The 20,498-nt window shown below is 58.1% G+C and carries 17 protein-coding genes and 1 other RNA gene; 13 read left to right on the top strand and 5 right to left on the bottom strand.

What is annotated here, in order from left to right:
* Nucleotides 1-54: 54 nt before the first annotated feature.
* Together ABNH18_RS16250 and ABNH18_RS16245 are read left to right on the top strand one after the other, a co-directional pair.
* Entirely contained in the window at nucleotides 55-1,014 is a 960-nt protein-coding gene (locus ABNH18_RS16250) for an alpha/beta hydrolase (RefSeq protein WP_349383837.1), read from the top strand.
* Nucleotides 1,015-1,119: 105 nt separating this feature from the next.
* Nucleotides 1,120-1,644 carry a hypothetical protein gene (locus ABNH18_RS16245; protein WP_349383836.1) on the top strand — a complete coding sequence of 175 codons (525 nt, stop codon included), beginning with the start codon at nucleotides 1,120-1,122 and terminating at the stop codon, nucleotides 1,642-1,644.
* A 109-nt stretch (nucleotides 1,645-1,753) separates the two neighbouring features.
* Here the strand turns inward: ABNH18_RS16245 and rpiA are convergent, their stop codons facing one another.
* Complete coding sequence (rpiA, locus tag ABNH18_RS16240) at nucleotides 1,754-2,407, bottom strand: ribose-5-phosphate isomerase RpiA (RefSeq protein WP_349383835.1); 654 nt, start codon at nucleotides 2,405-2,407, stop codon at nucleotides 1,754-1,756.
* Nucleotides 2,408-2,545: 138 nt separating this feature from the next.
* On the opposite strand from rpiA, the gene ilvA reads away from it, so the two are divergent.
* Together ilvA and ABNH18_RS16230 are read left to right on the top strand one after the other, a co-directional pair.
* A complete protein-coding gene (gene ilvA / locus ABNH18_RS16235; RefSeq protein ID WP_349383834.1) occupies nucleotides 2,546-4,081 on the top strand; it encodes a threonine ammonia-lyase, biosynthetic in 1,536 nt (511 codons plus the stop codon).
* A 339-nt stretch (nucleotides 4,082-4,420) separates the two neighbouring features.
* Nucleotides 4,421-4,570 (top strand): hypothetical protein, encoded by a 150-nt coding sequence (locus tag ABNH18_RS16230; protein ID WP_155131698.1) that lies wholly within the window; start codon nucleotides 4,421-4,423, stop codon nucleotides 4,568-4,570.
* Here the strand turns inward: ABNH18_RS16230 and ABNH18_RS16225 are convergent.
* From ABNH18_RS16225 to ABNH18_RS16210, 4 genes are all read right to left on the bottom strand, one after another.
* Nucleotides 4,551-5,150, bottom strand: a complete 600-nt coding sequence (locus tag ABNH18_RS16225) for a 5-formyltetrahydrofolate cyclo-ligase (protein WP_349383833.1) — start codon at nucleotides 5,148-5,150, stop codon at nucleotides 4,551-4,553. The genes ABNH18_RS16230 and ABNH18_RS16225 overlap by 20 nt on opposite strands.
* A gap of 30 nt (nucleotides 5,151-5,180) precedes the next feature.
* Nucleotides 5,181-5,364, bottom strand: a non-coding RNA gene (ssrS, locus tag ABNH18_RS16220) — 6S RNA.
* Nucleotides 5,365-5,599: 235 nt separating this feature from the next.
* Nucleotides 5,600-5,911, bottom strand: coding sequence for a cell division protein ZapA (locus ABNH18_RS16215; protein WP_349383832.1), 312 nt, complete (start codon nucleotides 5,909-5,911; stop codon nucleotides 5,600-5,602).
* Nucleotides 5,912-5,962: 51 nt separating this feature from the next.
* Nucleotides 5,963-6,175 (bottom strand): TIGR02449 family protein, encoded by a 213-nt coding sequence (locus ABNH18_RS16210; protein ID WP_063521026.1) that lies wholly within the window; start codon nucleotides 6,173-6,175, stop codon nucleotides 5,963-5,965.
* A 234-nt stretch (nucleotides 6,176-6,409) separates the two neighbouring features.
* Between ABNH18_RS16210 and ABNH18_RS16205 the strand changes: the two genes are divergently transcribed.
* From ABNH18_RS16205 to ABNH18_RS16165, 9 genes are all read left to right on the top strand, one after another.
* Nucleotides 6,410-7,000 (top strand): UPF0149 family protein, encoded by a 591-nt coding sequence (locus ABNH18_RS16205; protein ID WP_349383831.1) that lies wholly within the window; start codon nucleotides 6,410-6,412, stop codon nucleotides 6,998-7,000.
* 70 nt (nucleotides 7,001-7,070) lie between these two features.
* Nucleotides 7,071-8,393, top strand: coding sequence for a Xaa-Pro aminopeptidase (gene pepP / locus ABNH18_RS16200; RefSeq protein ID WP_349383830.1), 1,323 nt, complete (start codon nucleotides 7,071-7,073; stop codon nucleotides 8,391-8,393).
* 126 nt (nucleotides 8,394-8,519) lie between these two features.
* Entirely contained in the window at nucleotides 8,520-9,692 is a 1,173-nt protein-coding gene (locus ABNH18_RS16195; protein ID WP_349383829.1) for an FAD-dependent monooxygenase, read from the top strand.
* A gap of 149 nt (nucleotides 9,693-9,841) precedes the next feature.
* Nucleotides 9,842-11,122, top strand: a complete 1,281-nt coding sequence (locus tag ABNH18_RS16190; protein ID WP_349383828.1) for a UbiH/UbiF/VisC/COQ6 family ubiquinone biosynthesis hydroxylase — start codon at nucleotides 9,842-9,844, stop codon at nucleotides 11,120-11,122.
* A gap of 54 nt (nucleotides 11,123-11,176) precedes the next feature.
* Nucleotides 11,177-12,193, top strand: a complete 1,017-nt coding sequence (locus ABNH18_RS16185; protein WP_349383827.1) for an extracellular solute-binding protein — start codon at nucleotides 11,177-11,179, stop codon at nucleotides 12,191-12,193.
* Nucleotides 12,194-12,196: 3 nt separating this feature from the next.
* Nucleotides 12,197-13,771, top strand: a complete 1,575-nt coding sequence (locus tag ABNH18_RS16180; RefSeq protein WP_349383826.1) for an ABC transporter permease — start codon at nucleotides 12,197-12,199, stop codon at nucleotides 13,769-13,771.
* 423 nt (nucleotides 13,772-14,194) lie between these two features.
* Nucleotides 14,195-15,559: an OmpP1/FadL family transporter gene (locus ABNH18_RS16175; protein ID WP_349383825.1), complete on the top strand. Its 1,365-nt coding sequence runs from the start codon at nucleotides 14,195-14,197 to the stop codon at nucleotides 15,557-15,559.
* 12 nt (nucleotides 15,560-15,571) lie between these two features.
* On the top strand, nucleotides 15,572-18,739 hold the full coding sequence (locus tag ABNH18_RS16170) for an Ig-like domain-containing domain (protein WP_349383824.1): 3,168 nt from the start codon (nucleotides 15,572-15,574) through the stop codon (nucleotides 18,737-18,739).
* A gap of 394 nt (nucleotides 18,740-19,133) precedes the next feature.
* Nucleotides 19,134-20,489: an outer membrane protein transport protein gene (locus tag ABNH18_RS16165; protein WP_349383823.1), complete on the top strand. Its 1,356-nt coding sequence runs from the start codon at nucleotides 19,134-19,136 to the stop codon at nucleotides 20,487-20,489.
* Nucleotides 20,490-20,498 lie beyond the last annotated feature (9 nt).

Below are 20,498 nucleotides of genomic sequence, written 5' to 3'. Positions count from 1 at the left end.
GCCCAGTATTATCAGTGGGTGCCGTGAGTAAACTGTGGAGATGCATTGCCGGCTATGGCCAACCCTTTCGATCGTGATCAGATTATTCAGCAATGGCAGCCCTTGAACTGGGAGGCCTTCGACCCGCTGAGTGAATCCAGCCAGCGCTATGTGGCGTACTACGGTCTCAATTTTGCCGATCGCCTGCCGGACTTGGAGCATGGCTTCGGTTATTTCGAGGCGGCGGGGCACATGCTTTCCGTGCATGGTTGGCGACCCCGGGCGCCCCATCAGCCGCGTGGCACCGTGCTGATTTGCCACGGTTACTTCGACCATGTGGGATTGTACAGGCATGTGATTGGTCATGTGCTGGAGCTAGGCTATGCGGTGCTGGCCTATGACTTGCCGGGCCATGGATTGAGCACAGGTCCGCAAGCGGTGATCGACGATTTCCGTACCTACCGGGATGTGTTGGAGCAGTGTTTGTCACTGGCAGCCAATCATTTTCCCAAGCCCTGGCATGTGATCGCCCAGAGTACAGGGGGCGCCATTGTGATGGATTACCTGGTCAGTCGTGGCGAGGGTGATGAAAACCCGTTCGAGCAGGTGATCTTGTTGGCACCGCTGGTGCGGCCATTCAAGTGGGGCACAGCTCGCTGGCTGCACACTTTTGTCAGCCCGTTTGCGAAAACCCTGAAACGGGTCTTTACCATCAATTCCAACGATCCGGATTTTCTCGATTTTCTGGAAAACAAGGATCCCTTGCAGGCCCGCCGTATCTCTGCCATTTGGGTCACTGCGCTGAAAAAATGGCTACCGGGCTTTGAGAAAGCCTCGCGGATCAAGGTATCCCCGGTTGTCATTCAGGGAGATAGAGACGAAACCGTAGACTGGCAATACAACCTGGAAGTCATCAAGAGAAAATTTGAAAACCCCCATATTCATGTTTTGCCAGGCGCCCGCCACCAGCTTGCTAATGAAGATGAAGGTTTCAGACGTAAAATTTTTGCAATTATTGATGAATATCTCGGTTAGTGGGCACTTTTACGCTTTGTTACTTGAGCGCATGCTCCCTTTGCAACAGGGTGGATTCACGTGGTTACGCCACGGGACATTTTTTCGTGTTTACAGGAGTAGAGCATGAACACTAAATGGATGTTAGTTGCCGCTTCCAGTGCGGTACTGTTTTCTCAGGCGGCAGTGGCGGATCTGAATGCCGGAGCCAATGCGGCAGTCAATGCACAAGCGGATGCCAACGCTGCAGAGCAGACGGTTCGTGATCAACGCGACAGCGCTCGGGATAATGCCCGCCAGACTGAGCAGGATATGCGTGAGCAGCGCGATCAGTTGAAAAAGGACACCAAGGCCCATCAGGAGTCCATGAAGGATGATGCCAAGGCGAAGCGTGATGCTCTTAAGAATGACGTTGACACCATGGAAGACGATGCGCGCGCCAAGCATGATGCCAACATGAAGCGCATGGAAGAAAATAGCGAGGCGACTCGTCAGCGTCACCAGGAAGCTATGGAAAGAGCGCAGGGTGCCGGCGCCAATGCGAATACGCAGATGAATGCAGGCGCGGCAGATGTTGATGCCAACGTGCAGGCGGAAGGTGAAGTAGAAGGAAAAAAGAAAGAGAAATCCTGGTATAACTTTTGGGATTAATTTCCAGAACTGAGCCATAAAAAAGGCCGCATAATGCGGCCTTTTTTATGGCGTCTGCCTTTGTGACTATTCCCGAACTGAGCCGGAATTTTGATTGAGGATTATTCAATCAATACTGGTTAACGCTACCATTTTCTCCGACCAGAACCACATCCGCAGGGCGTTTGGCGAACAGGCCATTGGTGACTGCGCCGACAATATTGTTGAGTGTGGTTTCCAGTTCAATCGGGTTGGTGATGTCCAGGTTGTGCACGTCCAGAATGATGTTGCCGTTGTCCGTGACAAAGCCTTCGCGGTATTCCGGCTGACCACCCAATGCCACCAGTTTTCGAGCCACGTAGGAACGGGCCATGGGGATGACTTCAACTGGCAGAGGGAAAGCTCCGAGCCGTTTCACCTGTTTGGAGGCATCCACGATGCAGACGAATTCCCGTGCTGCGGCGGCGACAATTTTTTCGCGAGTGAGTGCCCCGCCACCGCCCTTGATCATTTCACGGTGACCGTTCACTTCGTCCGCACCGTCCACATAGACCGACAGGGTGCCGACGTCATTCAGGGAGACGACCTCAATGCCATGCTGCTTGAGCCGCTCGGCGGTGGCGTCGGAGCTGGCTACGGCACCCTTGATACGATCCTTGAGGCTGGCCAGTCCGTCGATAAAAAAGTTGGCGGTGGAGCCGGTGCCCACGCCGATGATTTCCCCTTCGGGGACAAAACGCAGTGCGGCTTCGGCCACCTGCTTTTTCAGCGCATCCTGATCCATGTGGCGATCCTGTCGTAATGTGGGTGTGTGTCCACCGTGAAGTGTGCGCCAATTATAGGCCAGTGACGGCCCTGACTCGACCCCGGCCTATCGCATTTGTGCCGGCCAGCCCCTAGACTATTCCTTTCCCTTCACAGAATGAGCCCGGAACCCTCCATGCTGGATAAATACGTTAAACGGATACTGCAATCCCGCGTCTACGACGTGGCGGTGGAAACCCCCATTCATGCAGCGCCGTTGATTTCCAAACGTATTGGCAACCGGGTGCTACTCAAGCGTGAAGACCTGCAGCCGGTGTTTTCCTTCAAGCTGCGCGGTGCCTATAACAAGCTGTGCCAGCTGAATGAAGAGCAGCTTGCCCGCGGAGTAATTTGTGCCTCGGCGGGCAATCACGCCCAGGGGCTGGCGCTGGCGGCATCGTCCATGGGTGTAAAAGCGACCATCGTGATGCCGCGTACCACACCGGACATCAAGGTCAGTTCCGTGCGCCGCCATGGCGGCAAAGTGGTACTGCACGGTGACAGTTTTGATGAAGCGCTGGCCCATGCCCTGAAGCTACAGGCGCGCGACAGCCTGACCTTTGTTCACCCCTACGATGATCCGGATGTGATTGCCGGGCAGGGTACCGTGGGCATGGAAATCCTGCGCCAGCAAAGCCGCGATCTGGATGCCATTTTTATTCCGGTGGGCGGCGGTGGCCTGGCGGCCGGTGTGGCGGCGTACGTGAAGTACGTACGCCCGGATGTGAAAGTAATCGCGGTAGAGCCGGAGGATGCTGCCTGCCTGAAAGCGGCGCTGGAGAAAAAACGTCGCGTCACGCTGCCGGAGGTGGGGTTGTTTGCCGACGGAGTCGCCGTGAAGCAGATCGGCAAGGAAACTTACAAGATATTGCGTGATCACGTGGATGAGGTGATCACTGCCACCACCGATGAAATCTGTGCCGCCATCAAGGATGCGTTTGAAGATACCCGGGCCATTTGTGAGCCGGCGGGTGCGCTGGCGCTTGCCGGTTTGAAGAACTGGGTGGCGAAACACGATGTCCGTGATCAGACCCTGGTGGCGATCCAGAGTGGCGCCAATGTGAATTTTGACCGGTTGCGCCATGTGTCCGAACGGGCAGAGCTGGGTGAGCAACGCGAGGCGATCCTGGCGGTTACCATTCCTGAAAAGCCCGGCGCATTCCGGGCGTTCTGCCAGGCGCTAGGACGCCGCGGGATTACCGAATTCAACTACCGTTACAGCGATGATCGCGACGCCAATATCTTTGTGGGCATCCAGTTGCGTCCGGGTGGCGAGGCCCTGCAGGCGTTAATGAGCGAATTGCAGGAGCGCGGCTACCCGGTGGTGGATATGAGCGGTAATGAAATGGCCAAACTGCATATCCGTCACCTGGTCGGAGGCCACACCTCACGGCATGACCTGCAGGAGCGCCTGTTCCGGGTGCAATTCCCGGAGCGTCCGGGGGCCTTGATGAAATTCCTGCAGTCGCTGGGAGAAAAGTGGAACATCAGCCTGTTCCACTATCGCAATCACGGCGCGGCCTATGGCCGGGTGCTGGTGGGCTTTCAGGTGGAAGAGAGCAAGCAGGGGGCTCTGCTGGCGGACTTGAAGAAAGTGCCCTATCCCATGGTTGAGGAAAGCGACAATCCGGCCTACCGGCTATTTTTGAACTAACCGGGTTTTAGTCGGTCAGTTAATCGACGTAGCCTCCGCTGGCCTGTTTCAGGCTCGCCATTGTTAAAATGTCTGCTAACTTATTGATTTTACAATGTCTGGACGTGCCGATGGGGTGTGTGTTGACGTGGCGTGAGCCCTGCCATGCTGGAGAGTTAGCGTGGGGTTCTGTTAAGAAGTGTTAGCAACCTGAGCTAACTGCTTGACTTTACATTTGGAAATGATCAAATTTTGACCCACTTGGCATTTTATGCTGTTGAATCAGACTAAGGTGACAATCTTGTTAATACTTTTGGGTCACTTTTTTCATATTGCTGTACCGTTTTGGGGAATAGAACAATGAAGAAAAAGCCGGACGCCCTGGTGCTACTGGCGGTTGTTTTCGGGTTGGGTGTGCTGGTAAGCAGCCTGACCCATGGTGGAAATGAACCGGATTACCAGCGTTACGCTGACAGTGCAGGCATTACTGTCACTCAGACGCAGCAGTAACAACCTTGTCCACCGGCTGGTCCCATGGGGCCACCGGTAGCTCGCCTCGCTCCATTTTCTGAAAATCGTATCCGGCGGCCACCAGCCGTGGCCGGCGCGGATGCCGTGCCAGTTGTTCCAGGGTGCGGTCATAGTAGCCGCCCCCCATTCCCAGTCGATACCCCTCTTCATCAAATGCCACTGCCGGCAGGATAATCACATCCAGTGCCCACAGAGCGCGGCCACGGTAGCGCAGGGCAGGTTCTTGAATGCCGTAGGCATTGGGCCGCATGGGGTGATGGTGGTGCCAGAGACGAAATTGCAGATAGCCGGGTCGCAGGGCGTCGACAAAAGGCAGGTAGGTGGAGGCCTGTTGAAAACGGGGGTGGCGCAGGGCGGGCCGCACATCCAGCTCGCCGTCATTGGGCAGGTAGATGGCCACGTGGCGGGCCGGGCGGTGTTGTATGGCCCGGGCCAGGGCGGTGCCGAAGCGGGCACTGGCGCGGCGGCGCTGGCCGATGCTCAGAGCGCGGCGGCGCTGTCGGAACTGGCGACGCAATTGCCGGCGTTGTCGTGTGTCGGTGGTTTTCGCGTCAGGCATCCGGTATCCGGCGTCAGGCGATAATTAAGGGTGCTTCCCGGCCCGCCGCTGTGGGTTTGACCCTTGAACCGAAGGTTCAAGGTGGCGGCAGCAGCTTTGCCCTCAGGCTTTCCGCTCAATAGGCGGACATGCACACGGACAAAGCAATATATGCCCCCGGGTAGTACATTATCGGCAAGGGGACTTGACCCTCTGGCGCACGGGCCAGGAAGCACTTGAGATCATTATATCAGTGGTGCGGGGGCCGGGTCAGTCTTGACAGGAAAGAGAGTTGCGAGTTGAAAGTTCAAAGTTGAAACGCGGAAAGCGGGGTGGGGCCAGTCGGTGAAGCTTGGGCCCGCGCACAAGCGAGAAGATCACGGTTAAGAAGCAGGCTGGGCGCGGCGTTGACGTGAGTCGTATGGCTGCGAGAAGGGACGCGTTTCAACTTTGAATTTTTAACTCGTCACTCAAAGCTTCCGGCGGGCGTCTTCGAAAGCCTGAATCTCGTCTTCCAGACGGCCGAGCAGGGCTTGGACGCGGGCTTCGCTTTCGGAATCCTGGGAGACGCTCTGGCGGGCGCGGAGCAGTTCGTGGCTCATGTTAAGGGCGGTCATGATTGCAATGCGTTCCAGACCGATCACATTGGCATCGCGCACTTCACGCATCTGTTCGTCCAGATAACGGGCGGCCGCCAGCAGGTTGTCCTGCTCACCAGTGGGGCAGGCGACGCGATACTCCTTGTCCAGTAGATGAATTACCAGGGAGTTTTCGTTAGACATTCCGGATTACACCGCATTGGCTGTGAGTCAGAGTCAGGCAGGCGATCACGCTCAGGATTCCTGCTCGAGAGATTTCAGACGCGAGATAATGGCCTCGACTTTATTGCGGGCCGCATCATTTTTTTTCAGTAACTGGGCCCGTTCTTCCACCAGTTTGCTCTCGCGATCATGCAAGGCCTGGTTCTCTTGACGCAGCCGCGCGCTGATGCGCAGCAAGTCGTCGACTCGGGCTTCCAGTTGCCTCAGTTGTTGTTCCGTCGTCATGGCAAAATGGTCGCTGTTCGCCTAAGGTAGCTCCCCTGCACCTTACCGGTATTTTCCGGTGATGGCGCCCCCACCCGGATTGCAGGCTTTTTGTACTATAGGTGTGGGGTCTGGAAGGGTCAATGAAATTCAAGTGTGATAGCCACTTAGGCCGCACTTCTCAGGTAATCCCCAACTTTGCTTCCCGGGGCCGCCGCGCTAGCGGATCACCGGCTGCTAAAAACGGAAAGACGCATGTCCAACGATATTGATTTTGAGGTTCTCGTCCAAGGGCTGGCTGCGGCCGGCGTAAAGCATTCTCCCAGTGAATTGCAGGGCGTGATTGCCGGCCTGCTGGCCACCGGCCACGGTGGTCACAATGAGGAGCTGCTTGGGGTGCTGGCTGCCCACGTGGATATGCCGGAAGGCTTCGGTGCCGAGATGAATGGCGCCTTGCTGACGGTCCGTGACCAGTTGCACAGCGGTTTCCAGGGCACGGGGTTGGAGCTGACCCTGCTGCTGCCGGCGGATGAAGATGATCTTGGTTTGCGAGTCGCTGCACTGGCCCAGTGGAGCGAAGGTTTTTTGGTGGGATTCGGCACTGGCTCGGCCAACACCCACGACAAGGATCTGTCGCCGGGAGTGCAAGAGGCGCTGTCGGATCTGGCTGCCATCAGTCAGGTGGCCACCCCGGATGATGACGGTGACGCAGAGGAAGACATGTTCGAACAGGTGGCCGAGCACTGCCGCATGTCTGCCCTGATGATTTACACTGAGCTGGTCATGCGCCATCAGGACAAGCCGGATGCGGCGCCGGCCGACAAAACGCCGCCAACCCGTCACTGAGATGAGACGCTGAACGCAGCACGCCTGACGCTACACGCGAAAATCGAAGAGTACCTGCTAAGGAGCCGTTTTGAGTATCAGCCGCCAGGAATTCGCCCGTCGTCGTCAGGAACTGATGACCATCATGGGGCCCAACAGCATTGCTATTCTGCCCGCCGCGCCGGAGCGCACCCGTAACCGGGACGTGGAATACCCCTACCGGCAGAATAGCGACTTCTGGTATCTCACCGGCTTTGCCGAAGCGGAAGCGGTGATGGTGCTGTTGCCGGGGCGGGAGCATGGCGAGTACGTGCTGTTTTGTCGCGACCGCGATCGCACCATGGAAATCTGGAATGGCTACCGTGCGGGGCCGGAAGGCGCGGTGTCCGAATACGATGCGGACGATGCGTTTCCGATCAGCGACATCGATGAAATTCTGCCGGGCCTGATCGAAGGCAGTGAGCGGGTTTATTACGACCTGGGGCACGATAGCGAATTTGATCGGCGCTTGATGGGTTGGGTTAACAGCATTCGCGAACGGGTACGCAGTGGTGCGCACCCGCCTGGCGAATTCGTGGCGCTGGCGCACCACCTGCACGACCTGCGGCTGTTCAAGTCCGCGGCGGAAGGCAAGCTGATGCGCAAGGCGGCGAGTATTTCCGCTGGTGCCCATGTGCGTGCCATGCAGTCAGTAAAGCCGGGGATGATGGAATACCAGCTGGAAGCGGAATACATCCATGAATTCATGCGCCACGGTTCGCGCAGCCCGGCCTACCCGAGCATTGTTGGCGGCGGCGCCAATGGCTGCATTCTTCATTACATCGAAAACAGCGGGAAACTGAAAAGCGGTGATCTGGTGTTGGTGGATGCCGGTTGCGAGTTGGAACACTATGCGTCCGACATTACCCGTACCTTCCCGGTGAACGGTACATTCAGCAAGCCGCAGCAGGCGCTGTATGAGCTGGTGCTGGCCAGCCAGTATGCGGCCATCGAAGCCACCCATCCGGACAACCACTGGAACGTACCCCACGAGCAGGTGGTGAATATTCTTACCCAGGGGCTGATCGATTTGGGCCTGTTGAAAGGGGAATTCAACGAGCTGGTGGAAACCGCCGGTTACCGGCAGTTCTTCATGCACCGTACTGGCCATTGGTTGGGGTTGGATGTGCATGACGTGGGGGATTACCGAATTCAGGAGCAGTGGCGCCAGCTGGAGCCGGGCATGGCGCTGACGGTGGAGCCGGGGCTGTATGTGGCGCCGGATGATGACACCGTGGATGAGCAGTGGCGGGGGATTGGCATCCGCATCGAGGATGATGTGCTGGTGACCAAAACCGGTTGTGAAGTGCTTAGCCACGAGGTGCCGAAGGACGTGGCAGAGATTGAAAAAATAATGAAGGGCAGTCGCGAGTAACGAGTTCCGAGTATCGAAACCCCAGGGCTTTTTTGCCTTTCGTAACTCGCTACTCGTATCTCGAAACTCGGCACTTTGGTGATTCGCGCCTCAAGTGGCGCCCCTACAGCGAAAATGGACGTTGGAATGACGCAACAGCCTTTGGTGATTGTTGGCGGTGGTATGGCCGGAGCCTTGCTGGCGCTGTTGTTGCGTCGTCATGGTGCCGCGTCGGTGATGTTGGTCGAAAGTCACCCGTTGTCCCTGCCTGACGTGCCGCCTCTGACCCCGAGTTTTGATGCCCGCAGTACCGCGTTGTCCACAGGGACGTTGGCGGTGCTGGATGATCTTGGTCTTGGCAATCCCGTTCGTGAGCACGCGGCGGCCATCGGTACGGTGCATGTGTCGCGCCAATCGCGACTCGGCATAACGCGCATGTCCGCCGCAGAAGAAGGGGTGGAGCAGCTGGGTGCCGTGGTGGAAAACCGCTGGCTGGGATTTGTGTTGCTCGGGGCCCTGTTTGCGGATGAGGGCATTCAGGTGCGAGCGCCGGAGACGCTGTCGGATATTCGTCGCCAGAAGGGCGGTTACCAAGCCACTCTGGCCAGTGGCGAGATGGTGGAAACCCCCTTGTTGATAGCTGCCGACGGCGCCCGGTCCAAGACCCGGGAGTGGCTCGGTATCAGCGCCCGTGATCACGACACCGGTCACGATGCGTTGATCGCTAACCTGTCCCTGAAAGAGCCCCACAAGGGAATCGCCTACGAACGCTTTCTGAATGACGGCCCATTGGCCTTGTTGCCGCTGCCGGATCAGCGCATGGCGCTGGTATGGACCGGCCCGCGAGAGACGGTGAGCCAGTGGATGTCGCTGGCGGACGATGAGGCGCTGGCGCAGCTGCAGCGCCATTGCCCGGCGCAAGCGCCGCGCTTGGGTGGTATCGGTGAGCGTCAGCGCTACCCGTTGATACTCACCGATGCTTGTGCCCAAGTGGTGCCCCATGGGGTGGTGGTCGGTAATGCCGCCCACACCCTGCATCCGGTAGCAGGGCAAGGCTTTAATCTGGCCGTGCGGGATCTGCTGGCGCTGGCGCAGACCGTGGGCGGCAATCCTGAGCCCGGGAGCCTGGCGACCCTGCAGGCCTACGCGCAAAAGCGGGAAAAGGATCAGGCGCTGATCAGCCAGGCATCTCGCTGGGTGCCGGAATTATTCAGGGTGCAGCAGCCGCTGTTTGCGCACAGTCGTCAGCTGGGTCTGGTGGCCATGGATATGCTTCCCGGCCTGCGTAGCGGTTTTGCGAAACGGGCGATGGGAATTTAAGAGCAGTTGACAGCGAAACCGCTTGAGGCGGGAACTACCTAAAGACGAGTTACGAGTTACGAAAATCTGCTTTTGCCTTTCGCAGCTCGCTCCTCGTCACTCGCAACTGAATAAACGAATCCGGGCCACAGCCTCTGAGAGCCGCACCCATGACACAACAGGTTGATCAACAGCACATCATCATCGTTGGCGGTGGCATGACCGGTGGGTTGCTGGCGGTGCTGCTGGCGGAACAGGGCTTGAAGGTGACCGTGCTCGACGGTGCGCCCGCCCCCGCCATGCCGCAGGGTAAGGCGCAGTTGCGGGTGTCCACGCTTACCGAAGCCAGCCATTGGCTGCTGCGCAATACCGGGGTGTGGGATTATTTGGATGCCTCGCGGGTGCAGCCCTACAGCGCCATGCAGGTGTGGGATCAGGATGGCACCGGCGAGGTGCTATTTCAGGCTGAAGAAGTGGGTGCCGAGAGCCTGGGCTGGTTGCTGGAGAACGGGCACCTGGCCGCCGCGTTGTATCAGAAAGCGGCTACCTTGCCGACACTGGATTGGCAGTGCGGCGTGCAAGTGGATGCCCTGCGCCGCGATGCTGGCACCGGACAATGGGCGGTGCGCAGTGGCGATATGCACTGGCAAGCGGACTTGCTGGTCGGTGCCGATGGCGCCCGCTCGCAGGTGCGTGAACAGGCGGGCATCAGTGGTGGCCCGCGTGACAGTGGTCACCATGCTCTGGTGGCCACCATCGCCACCGAGCAGCCTCACGGGGGGTGTGCCCGGCAGGTGTTTATGGATGCCGGTCCGTTGGCCTTGTTGCCGCTGTTTACCGACGCGGATACCGATAGTGAACAGGCCGGCCAACGGCAATGCTCCATCGTCTGGTCTGCTTGGCCAGAACGGATTGCGGAACTGCGCGACAAGGATGCGGTCTCTTTCGCGGCAGAACTGCAGGCCGCCGTGGGCGACGCCTTAGGGCCGGTGACCCTGCTCAGCGAGCGGGCAGTCTTCCCGATTCAGGCGCGCCACGCCAGCCAGTATGTGTCGGCAGGCCTGGCATTGGTGGGCGATGCGGCCCACGTGATACACCCGTTGGCCGGGCAGGGCGTGAACCTGGGCCTGCTGGATGCGGCGGTGCTGGCAGAAGAAGTTGTCCGGGCCTGTGAGCAGGGACGTCATTGTGCCGACCCGGCGGCCTTGGCTCGTTATCAGCGCCGCCGGCGCGGCGAAAACCTGCTGATGCAGAATGCCATGCGCGGGTTCCAGGCCCTGTTCGAGCAGCGTGCCATGCCGGTGCGCTGGCTGCGCAACACTGGCATGCGCTGGGTGAACCAGGCCGGGCCGGTGAAAGGTTTTTTTGCTCGCCAGGCCATGGGGCGCACCACGGACTTGCCGGCCCGGGCAAAGCCGCCAGTGTTTGGTGCTAGAGCTAGCTCGCGTTAGCTGCCATACTGGCAGAAGTTAAGAATCATTCTTGTTTGAGAATAATTGGAGCGAATGGATATGCGCGTGTTTGGCATCATAGTTGGCGCCCTGGTTGTGGCGTCTGGCCTGTGGGGGTGTTCCGAACAGACCGCCGATGAAGAGCTGGTGGTATATACCTCCCGCAACGATCACCTGATCAAGCCGGTGTTCGATGCCTACACCGAGGCCACCGGTGTGCGGATTCGCTATATCACTGACAATGCCTCGGCGCTCACTGCCCGTTTGCAGGCAGAGGGTGATCGCTCCCCGGCGGATATGCTGATTACCGTAGACGCGGGCAACCTGTGGAACGCGGCAGAAAAAGGCCTGCTCAGCCCGGTGGAATCCGTGGTGCTGAAAAATAATGTGCCCGACGCGCTCACCGACCCGAAAAACCAGTGGTATGGCCTCACGGTTCGCGCCCGCACGTTGGTGTATTCCAAGGATCGGTTGCAGCCCAGTGAACTGTCCACCTACGAAGACCTGGCTGACCCGAAATGGAAAGGTCGCTTGTGTCTGCGCACGTCCAAAAAGGTCTATAACCAGTCTCTGGTGGCGACCATGATTGAGCGTCTGGGCGAAGAAAAAGCCGAAGAGATTGTGCGTGGTTGGGTGGCGAATCTGGCCACGGATGTGTTTTCCAACGACACCGCGTTGATGGAAGCCATCGTCGCCGGGCAATGTGATGTGGGCATCGTTAATACCTACTACTACGGCCGCATGAAGCGCGATAACCCGCAGCTGCCGCTGGGGCTGTTCTGGGCCAATCAGGACAGCAGCGGCGTACACGTAAACATTTCCGGTGCCGGGGTCACGGTGAATGCTCCGCACCCGGAAAAAGCCAAAGCCCTGCTGGAATGGATGACCCAGCCCGCCGCCCAGCAACTGCTGGCCGATCGCAACCTGGAATACCCGGTGAATGCGTCAGTGAAACCGCCGGAAGAAGTGCGCTCCTGGGGCGAGTTCAAGTCGGATGATCTGAACGTGAGTGTGGCCGGTGCCCTCCAGGTGGAGGCGGTGAAACTGATGGACCGCGCCGGATACCGCTAACCGGTGATTCGACGCGGCGCGTTTTCGTTCAGTGGGGCCAGCGTCATTGCGCTGGCCCTGTTGGTCGTGGTGCCCATTCTGGTGCTGCTCGCTGCCTGGCGACAGCAGGAATGGGCCACCTGGCAGCACCTGATGGACACGGTGCTGCTGCGCCTGATTGGCAATACTCTGTTTCTGATGATCGGCGTGGCCATTGGTGTGTCACTGCTGGGCATCACCCTGGCCTGGTGTGTGGCCACCCTGGATTTTCCTGGTCGCCGCTGGCTGCAGTGGGCGCTGCTGTTGCCCATGGCCATGCCGGCCTATGTGTTGGCGTTCGTGCTGGTGGATCTGCTTGATTATGCCGGGCCGATCCAGACCCAGATGCGCAGCTGGTGGGGCGCCTTTCCCGGGTTCAGCGCTCGTCATCCCCTGTGGGTGGTGGTGACCCTCTCGCTGGTGCTTTACCCCTATGTGTACATGCTGGCGCGGCTGGCCTTTCAAGCCCAGGGTCGTGCCGTGCTGGAACAGGCGCGAATTCTCGGTGATGGCCCTGTCCGCGCTTTTTTCAAGGTGGCGCTGCCCATGGCGCGGCCGGGTATTGCCGCCGGGCTGGCGTTGGCACTGATGGAAACCCTGGCGGATTTCGGAGCGGTGTCGGTGTTCAACTTCGACACCTTTACCACCGCGATTTATAAAAGCTGGTACGGACTGTTTAATTTGCAGGCGGCAGCGCAGCTGGCCTCGTTGTTGTTGCTGTTTGTGCTGGTGGCCCTGTGGCTGGAACGCCGTGGCCGGCGTCGGGCCCGTTTCAGCGAGCTGGGCGGGCGGCAGGTTGTGCGGGTGCGGCCGCGTTTTGCCTGGCTGATTTCCTCCTTTGCCCTTGCGGTGCTGTTCATGGCCTTTTTGCTGCCGGTAGGCCGCCTGCTGTATTGGGTGGTCGGCACTGGCATGGAGGGAATGGATAGCCGCTTCTTCAACTTGATTTGGCGTACCTTCCTGCTGGGCGCGATGTCCGCATCGCTGGTGCTGGTGCTCGCCAGTTGGCTGGCCTGGGTAAAACGCCATCAGCCGTCGCGCGCGGTGTCGGGGTCTGTGCAGTTGGCCACACTGGGCTATGCGTTGCCCGGCTCGGTGCTGGCGGTGGGCATCATGGTCAGCTTCAGTGCGGTGGAGGCCCGGTTGGACCAGTGGGGGCTGACAGTGCCGCTGGTGGGCGGGCTGGCGGCGTTGATCCTGGCCTATGTGGTGCGTTTTCTGGCGGTGGCCTTCGGCCCGGTGGAAAACGCGTTGCAGCAGGTGCGCACCAGCCTGGTGGAAGCGGCCCGCACCCTCGGTGCCAGCGAATCGGAAGTGGGCCGCCGGGTCTACCTGCCGATGATGTTGCCCGGGCTGTTCACCGCGTTGCTACTGGTGGGTATTGATGTGATGAAAGAAATGCCTGCCACCCTGCTGCTGCGGCCCTTTGGTTGGGACACGCTGGCAGTGCGTATCTATGAGCTTACCGCCGAAGGGGAGTGGCAACGCGCTGCCGCTCCGTCACTGACCCTGGTATTGCTGGGATTGGTGCCTGTCATTGTGCTCAGTCGTCGCCGCTAACAACGCGGCTTCGCGCGATCATCCACAACGCTATCTTCTGTTCTGCTCAGCGCATGGCCCGCTGCCCTGGCGGTGCCGCGGTCGCCTATTTTCTCTGTTTCTACTGCGGCCCTGGCGGTCTCATCCTACGGTTAACAGTCGTGCAATTGGCTCGATGTTATATCGTGGGCGATTGCTGCTCATCAGGACAAAGAAGCGACTTTTTTGGAAGTTTATACGAAGAACGGCGTATTATGAATGTAGTTCAAGTGTTTGCTTTGTGTGTATATATGTAAACACTGTGAGGTTTTGCGACATTGTCGTGATTAAAAGCTTCCACAAGTTGGCACGATAATACCAATAAAGCTGGGCAAAAATATGCTCAGAACAAAGTGTAAATAATAACAACGGCCCCGTTTTCGGGCGCGTCTTGTGGAGAGCTTCATGACAATACGGAAATTACTTCCTGCCGTCCTGGCGGGCGTCGGCGCTGTGTCTGTGTCACCAGCCATGGCCAGCATGGGCAATATCGCCAGCACTTACGGAATACTTCCCTCCGATCTGGCTTCCGCCCAGGCTCTTTCCCTCTTTAATAGCCAAGTTTCCGCCACCTATTACAACCCGGCTTACTTGGCCAAGGATAGCCGCGGTGAACTGACTTCCGGGCTGCTGCATGCGGACCATGAATTGCGAGCCAGTTCGGTTGGCGGCGGTTCGGCACCGATTCGTGATGGTGACATTCTGCAGGATTCGCCGTCCCAGCAGGTGCTGCTGGGTATGAAAACCGATCTGACCTCGCTGACCAAATACGACCATCCTCTGTATTTCGGTTTTATGCTCGGGGTAGAAAAATACGGTGAGGAAATGCTGGCCTTTAATTCCCAGACCTCCACGTCTGGTCAGTATTTCGAATACGGCCGCCAGCCGTTGTTCCTGAGCTTGGGTGGCGGTACCCAAATCTGGCGGGGCCTGGATATGGGCCTATCTGCACGTATCACGCTGCACTCGGAAGCAGAGCTAGTGGCGACCTCTACGCTGGCTGGCGAAACCAGTTATGAAACCCTGGATGTATCTGCGAAGCCCTCCATCCGGCCGGTTTTTGGGCTGAATATGGATTGGGGTGAAAGCTTCTGTGGCGAAGGCGACAGCTGCTGGTTCAATGGGCTGGAGACTGCGTTTAGCTTTCGCGGTTACTCCAATACCAACACCACGGTGGATTCCACCATCACTATCCCCGGCACGGTGCTGGATCCGGGCATCAACCTGGCCATTACCACCATCGATTCCTACCAGCCGAATATCTATGCCGCCGGCCTGGCCTATGGCCAGGAGCGCTGGCGCGTTGGGGTAACGTTGGAAATGCAGGAATGGTCGCGCCTCGAAGAAGAGCTGGAAGGCGACACCATCAAGGACCAGGCGGTGAACACCGGCGGGGCGCCTTACGAGCTGCGTTTCAAAGATATTCTCGTGCCACGTATCGGTGGCGAATTCCACATCAACGACACGTACAAGCTCACCGGTGGCGTGGCGTTCAGCGAATCACCGCTGGATTCCAATGCATCCCTGGAAGTGAATTACCTGGATGCCGACAAGATGATTGTGGGTTTGGGCCTCACCGCGGAATACAAGTCTGTGCCTGTGCTGGCCTATCCGGTGCGTTTTGATCTGGCCTACCAGTACCAACAGCTCGACCCGCGTGAATTCGATCTGTACGACCGTCGTTCCCCGAGCTTTCCGCAGTCCTATGAAACCGTGGAAGCAGAAGGCGATGTGCACGTTTTCTCTGGCTCTATCACCCTCAAATTCTAGGAGGTAATGTCGATGAAATTAAAAGCGCTATCTCTGGCGACAGCGGCGGCCTTGCTTGCGGCTTGTGGCGGTGAGGCCGGTGACGAGCCCACCCTGGAAAACTGGCAGACCGGCGAGGTCTATTACAGTTTCCCCTACGACGGTCAGCAGGATCTGGCTCCGAAGACGCCGCTATCGGTTCGGTTTTCCCACCCGGTCACGGTGGATGCCAGTCACTTTACCTTGCTGGAGTGTGCCCAGCTGGACGGGGATTGCCCCGATACCGGTGACAACCAGGTGGCCTTACAGGCGCCGCAGTCGGTAGATGAGGGCATGGGTGTCATGTTGCAACCGGATGCCCCGTTGCAAACCCATAGCCACTACCGGTTGGTGTTGAATGGCATAGAGACAGAAAACGGTTCCCCGGTCTTCCCGGATGGCGGCCTGGACTTCGTTACCCGGCTGTCCAGCGACGGCCCCATGTCCAGCCGCATGGCCTCCCCGGACCTGGCCGTGCGTAACGTGATTCCGGATGGCGAACAGCTGCCGTTCATGGATTTTTCCACCCTGCGGGTACGGTTCAACCAAATGCTGGATGCCAGCACCTTGGTGTATGGGGATTCGGTCACGCTGGAAGGCAGTGATGGTCTGGTCCCCGCCGCCTTGCTGGTAAAAGGCAATGCCGTCACGGTAGACCCGCTGGCTGACCTGACGCCGGGCAAGAGCTACACCTTGTCGTTCAGCACCTCGGTGCGTGGCGAATCCGATGACAGCCTGACCGGCGGTTTCGAACAGACCTGGGTGGCAAAAGACTCCAAGCCCCGCGCGACGCTGGTGCAGGAAGTGATCCGCGCCACCGATGCGGCGAACGACCCCTGTAATGCGGAAGGCGCTCTGGTGGCCAAGCTCACCGGAGCCACCATGAACTGCGTACCGGTGCAGTCCACCTTGCTGGGCAGCAAGGACGCCACCATGCAGGGCGGCGATGTGTTCGCCGAACTGGCGTTTCTGCCCAATTACCCGGAGGTCTCGCCGCTGCGGATTCCCCGCAACAGCCTGCTCACCGGCAGCAACATCGAAGTGAAAGTGGCCGGAGAAGTGAAGGCAGGCATCGAGACCGGCGCTATCGCCGTGACCTTCCTGTCTGACGCCTCCGGCTACCTGATGCCCAACCCTTACAGTGACGCCCATGAAGCGCCCAAGCAGGTGAAGCTGTATATGGATGTGTCGATGACGGCGGAAAACCCGCAAGCAAACGGTGCGCTCAGCCAGACGCTAATGCACGTGGAGTTGAACGGCATGGCGCTGGTGCAGGATGGCCGCATGGAAATCGATGCGGTGGGTATTGTGGAGCCCAAGGTGCTGGGGCAGGAGACCGCCTTCGGCCTGCTCAGCTTCCACATGAAGTCCTACGAGGATCAGGAAAACGCACCTGAGCCGGTGCCAGACCTGACCGCCCCGGTGCTGCAATCCATGGTACCCGCCGTGGATGGCAATGGCATGGCAATGAGTGCGCGTCCCGGTGATGCAGTGATCCTGAATTTCAGCGAACCGCTGGATAGCGCCACCTTGCTCTCCGGCACCAGTTTTGGTTTGCAGCAAAATGGTAGCTATGTGGACATCGATTGGTACCTGGATGGCGCCAGCCTGGTAATGCGACCGGTCCAGCCGCTGGCCTTTGGCGAAAGTTATACCGCCGTGGTGGAGGGTTCCGTGACGGATCTGGCTGGCAATGGGGTCAACCCGGTTAACCAGAGTTTCGAGCTGGCTAATCGTGTCGGTGATTTGCCGCCTCCTCGTGTGTTGGCCACTTACCCTGGTTTTCCATGCGCCAGCGACAAGGAGCATTGGGAGATCGAGTTCGGTAACCACGGTTTCTGTCAGGGCGGTAAAACCGAAGATGATCGTAATCCGGTGTCCAGCCTGCCTGCAGACCGGGCTATCCGGATTAACTTCACCCGAGATATCGCCGCTGACTCCGTGATTTTCGAGAACAGCACCGCCTGTGATGTGGGCAGTTTCCGGGTGGAGAAAGTGGAGCTGAACCCGGCGACAGGTACGCCGATGCGTTATGACGATGGCGAAAAGCGTAAGTATCGCTGTGAAGCCGGCGTCACCGGTTCACTGGACGTGGGGACGCGCAGCCTGGTCTTCACCCCGGATGAGCCCTGGGAAGAAGGGGTGTATTACCGCTATGCCTTGCAAAGCGTGAACGCGACCGGTGGCCAGTTGCCGGATGATTGCACCTCCGGCGAAGCCATTTGCGCTATTGATGGTAAACGCTTGCAGACCGCCATGTTGCGAGCCCCTGCCAACGACATGGGGGGGCCGGATATAGAGAACCACTTTATCGGGGCAGCGCCCAGAGCGTCGGTGTACCAGCCGCTGAAAAACCTGCCCACCGCCGATCTCAATGGTAATGGCCACTTTGATAGTGGTGAGCCGGGTTACGGAGGGGGTGAGCCCGGGGTGAATACCACGGATCTGATCCTCGACGGTTATGATGGAAAAGGGCTTTTGTACGACCCGGAGCTGTTGTGTGACGTGACGGAACAGTGCGATATCCATGTCACTGGTGCGCTGAATTCAGAAGTGTTCGGATCGGCGGTCTATACCGATCTGGAGACCGGCGAAGAGGTAGTCGATCCCGCCACGAATAAGCCCATGAAGGCGGTTCGTATTGGTCTGTATCCCACCATGATTCAGGCATCTTCGGTGACCCTGCTGGTGAAAATTCTGGGCTTCATTCCCAGTGAAACGCCAACGGAAACCCAGTTTATGCGCATGCGATATCACTGTGTGCCCTGGCCGGAAGATGCTGACAACTACTGTGGTAAACAGAATCCGGATGGCAGCTATGTCTACGATGAAATCGAACGTCAGGGATTGATCCCCGGCTGGATTGTGCAGACTGGCAATGGCCCGGAATTTCGTGCCAATGTGGATTTGTATCTGGATGCGCCTTACATGCATATCGTCGCAGGCGGATCACACAACCAGCATAGCTATCCGATAACCATGAAGCTTTCTGGGCCGGTCACGTTCCTGCCGGATGGCCGCATGGTGATCAACCAGGTCAATGCCAATATGATTCCGGTGAATGTGGTGTTGAGCGTGTTGCTGTCCAGCCCGGAGATCTACCTGAAGATCCCGGTGGGGGGCGTCAAACTCCAGTACCTGGGCGAGCCCATCAAACAATAACGGATGTTTGTCTTTTGACAGCCGGCCTTCGGGCCGGCTTTTTTATGTCTTGGTAATAGCTTGAGCGAAGTTACCGTTGCGCTCCGGTTCCCTCCAATTCACCTAATGACGAAGGCGATGGCCCTGTGTGCATTGCCACCCCACAACCTGCCTGCCACCCATCGCCCCCGTTACAGATACGTAACACTTCGCTGCATATCCCGCTCTTGCGCGTACCTTTCTCAACCAATCCGAACCTTTTCTCAACGGCTGGAGTGTGGGTGTTTTGTTTTACTTATTGCATATACACAGGGGGGGGTAGCGAGGGCCGCATGGCCTTCACGCATTGTTCTCCCTGCGCCTGAGACGGTATAACTTGGGCAAAACACCGAATAACAAACGCCGGAGACGCGCTATGACAACCAAGAACCTGTCCCGCTGGGGGGCTGCTGCGATTATCTCAACAGCCTTATCCAGTCCTGTTTATGCCGCTATGGGCAATACGGCCAGCACCTATGGCCTGTTGCCGACGGATGTGGGGACCGCTCAGGCGCTGTCCATGTTTAACACTCAGGCGTCCGCGCTGTACTACAACCCAGCCTATCTTACCCAGGATCCTCGTGGTGAGCTGACTGTGGGCATGCTGCATGGTGAGCAAGAGCTTAGGGCCGTGAGCCAGGGTAACCCCAGCGGTGGAGCACCGGCGGTTATTCGTGACGGAGATGTATTGAATGACACAGATTCCCAGCAGTTCATTCTTGCGCTGAAAACTGATCTCACCGATTTGACTAAAGCTGGGCATCCAATTTATTTCGCCATCATTGCCGGGGTGGAAAAATATGGCGATGAACTCCTGGCCTTCGATTCTCAGACATCAGAGGAAGGGCAGTTTCTGAATTATGGTCGACAGCCTCTTTTCCTGAACCTCGGTGGTGGCCTTGAGTTGCTTAATGGTGTGACTGCTGGTGCCTCCGCGCATGTCGCTTTGCGTGCGGATGCAAAGTTGGTGGCCAGTGCGGATTTAGCGGGTAATACACAGTATGAAGAGTTAAACGTCTCGGCTAAACCCGTTATTCGGCCAGTACTGTCGATGAACTTTGAATGGGACAAAGTGTTCTGCGGCAAGGAAGATTGCGGGGTGTTGACTGGCTTGGAAACTGCATTTGCATTCCGTGGTCACACAGAAGCGCGCACTTCTGTGGATGCCAATTTGACTATTCCTGGAACCGTCATCGATCCAGGTATTGGGGTTTTGATCGATACGATTGATTCCTATCAGCCTGATATTTTTAGTGCGGGTATTCTTTACCATTTCACCGATAACTTCCGTGCGGCCGTGACGGTGGAGCAGCAGAACTGGAAAGACCTAGAGGGTGAGCTGGCCCGTGACACCATCAAAGATCAAGCTTTTGCTACCTTCAAGGATATTGTGGTTCCCCGTGTTGGTGCCGAGTGGACGGTGAATAAAAATGTGATCCTGTCTGCCGGTGTGGCTTATCAGGAAAGCCCGCTGGAAAGCATTCAAACGCCGGGCGTTAACTACCTGGATAGCGACAAAATTATCGCCGGGCTAGGCAGCTCGCTGATTATTCATAATCCGCCGATCTTGGCGTACCCAGTGCGTCTGGATTTCGGTTACCAGTTCCAGAAACTGGAAGAGCGTGATTTCGAGCTGACCACCACCCGCCCCGGCGTGGCCAATCCCTATGAAGTCGTGACGGCCGATGGCGATGTCCATGTGTTTTCCGGCTCTATCACGCTGAAGTTCTAACGGAGGTGC

The organism is Alcanivorax sp. (assembly GCF_040118815.1).
Taxonomy (GTDB): Bacteria; Pseudomonadota; Gammaproteobacteria; order Pseudomonadales; family Alcanivoracaceae; genus Alcanivorax.
Note: the sequence above shows the minus strand (reverse complement) of the source record. Positions and strands in the feature narration are given on the sequence as shown.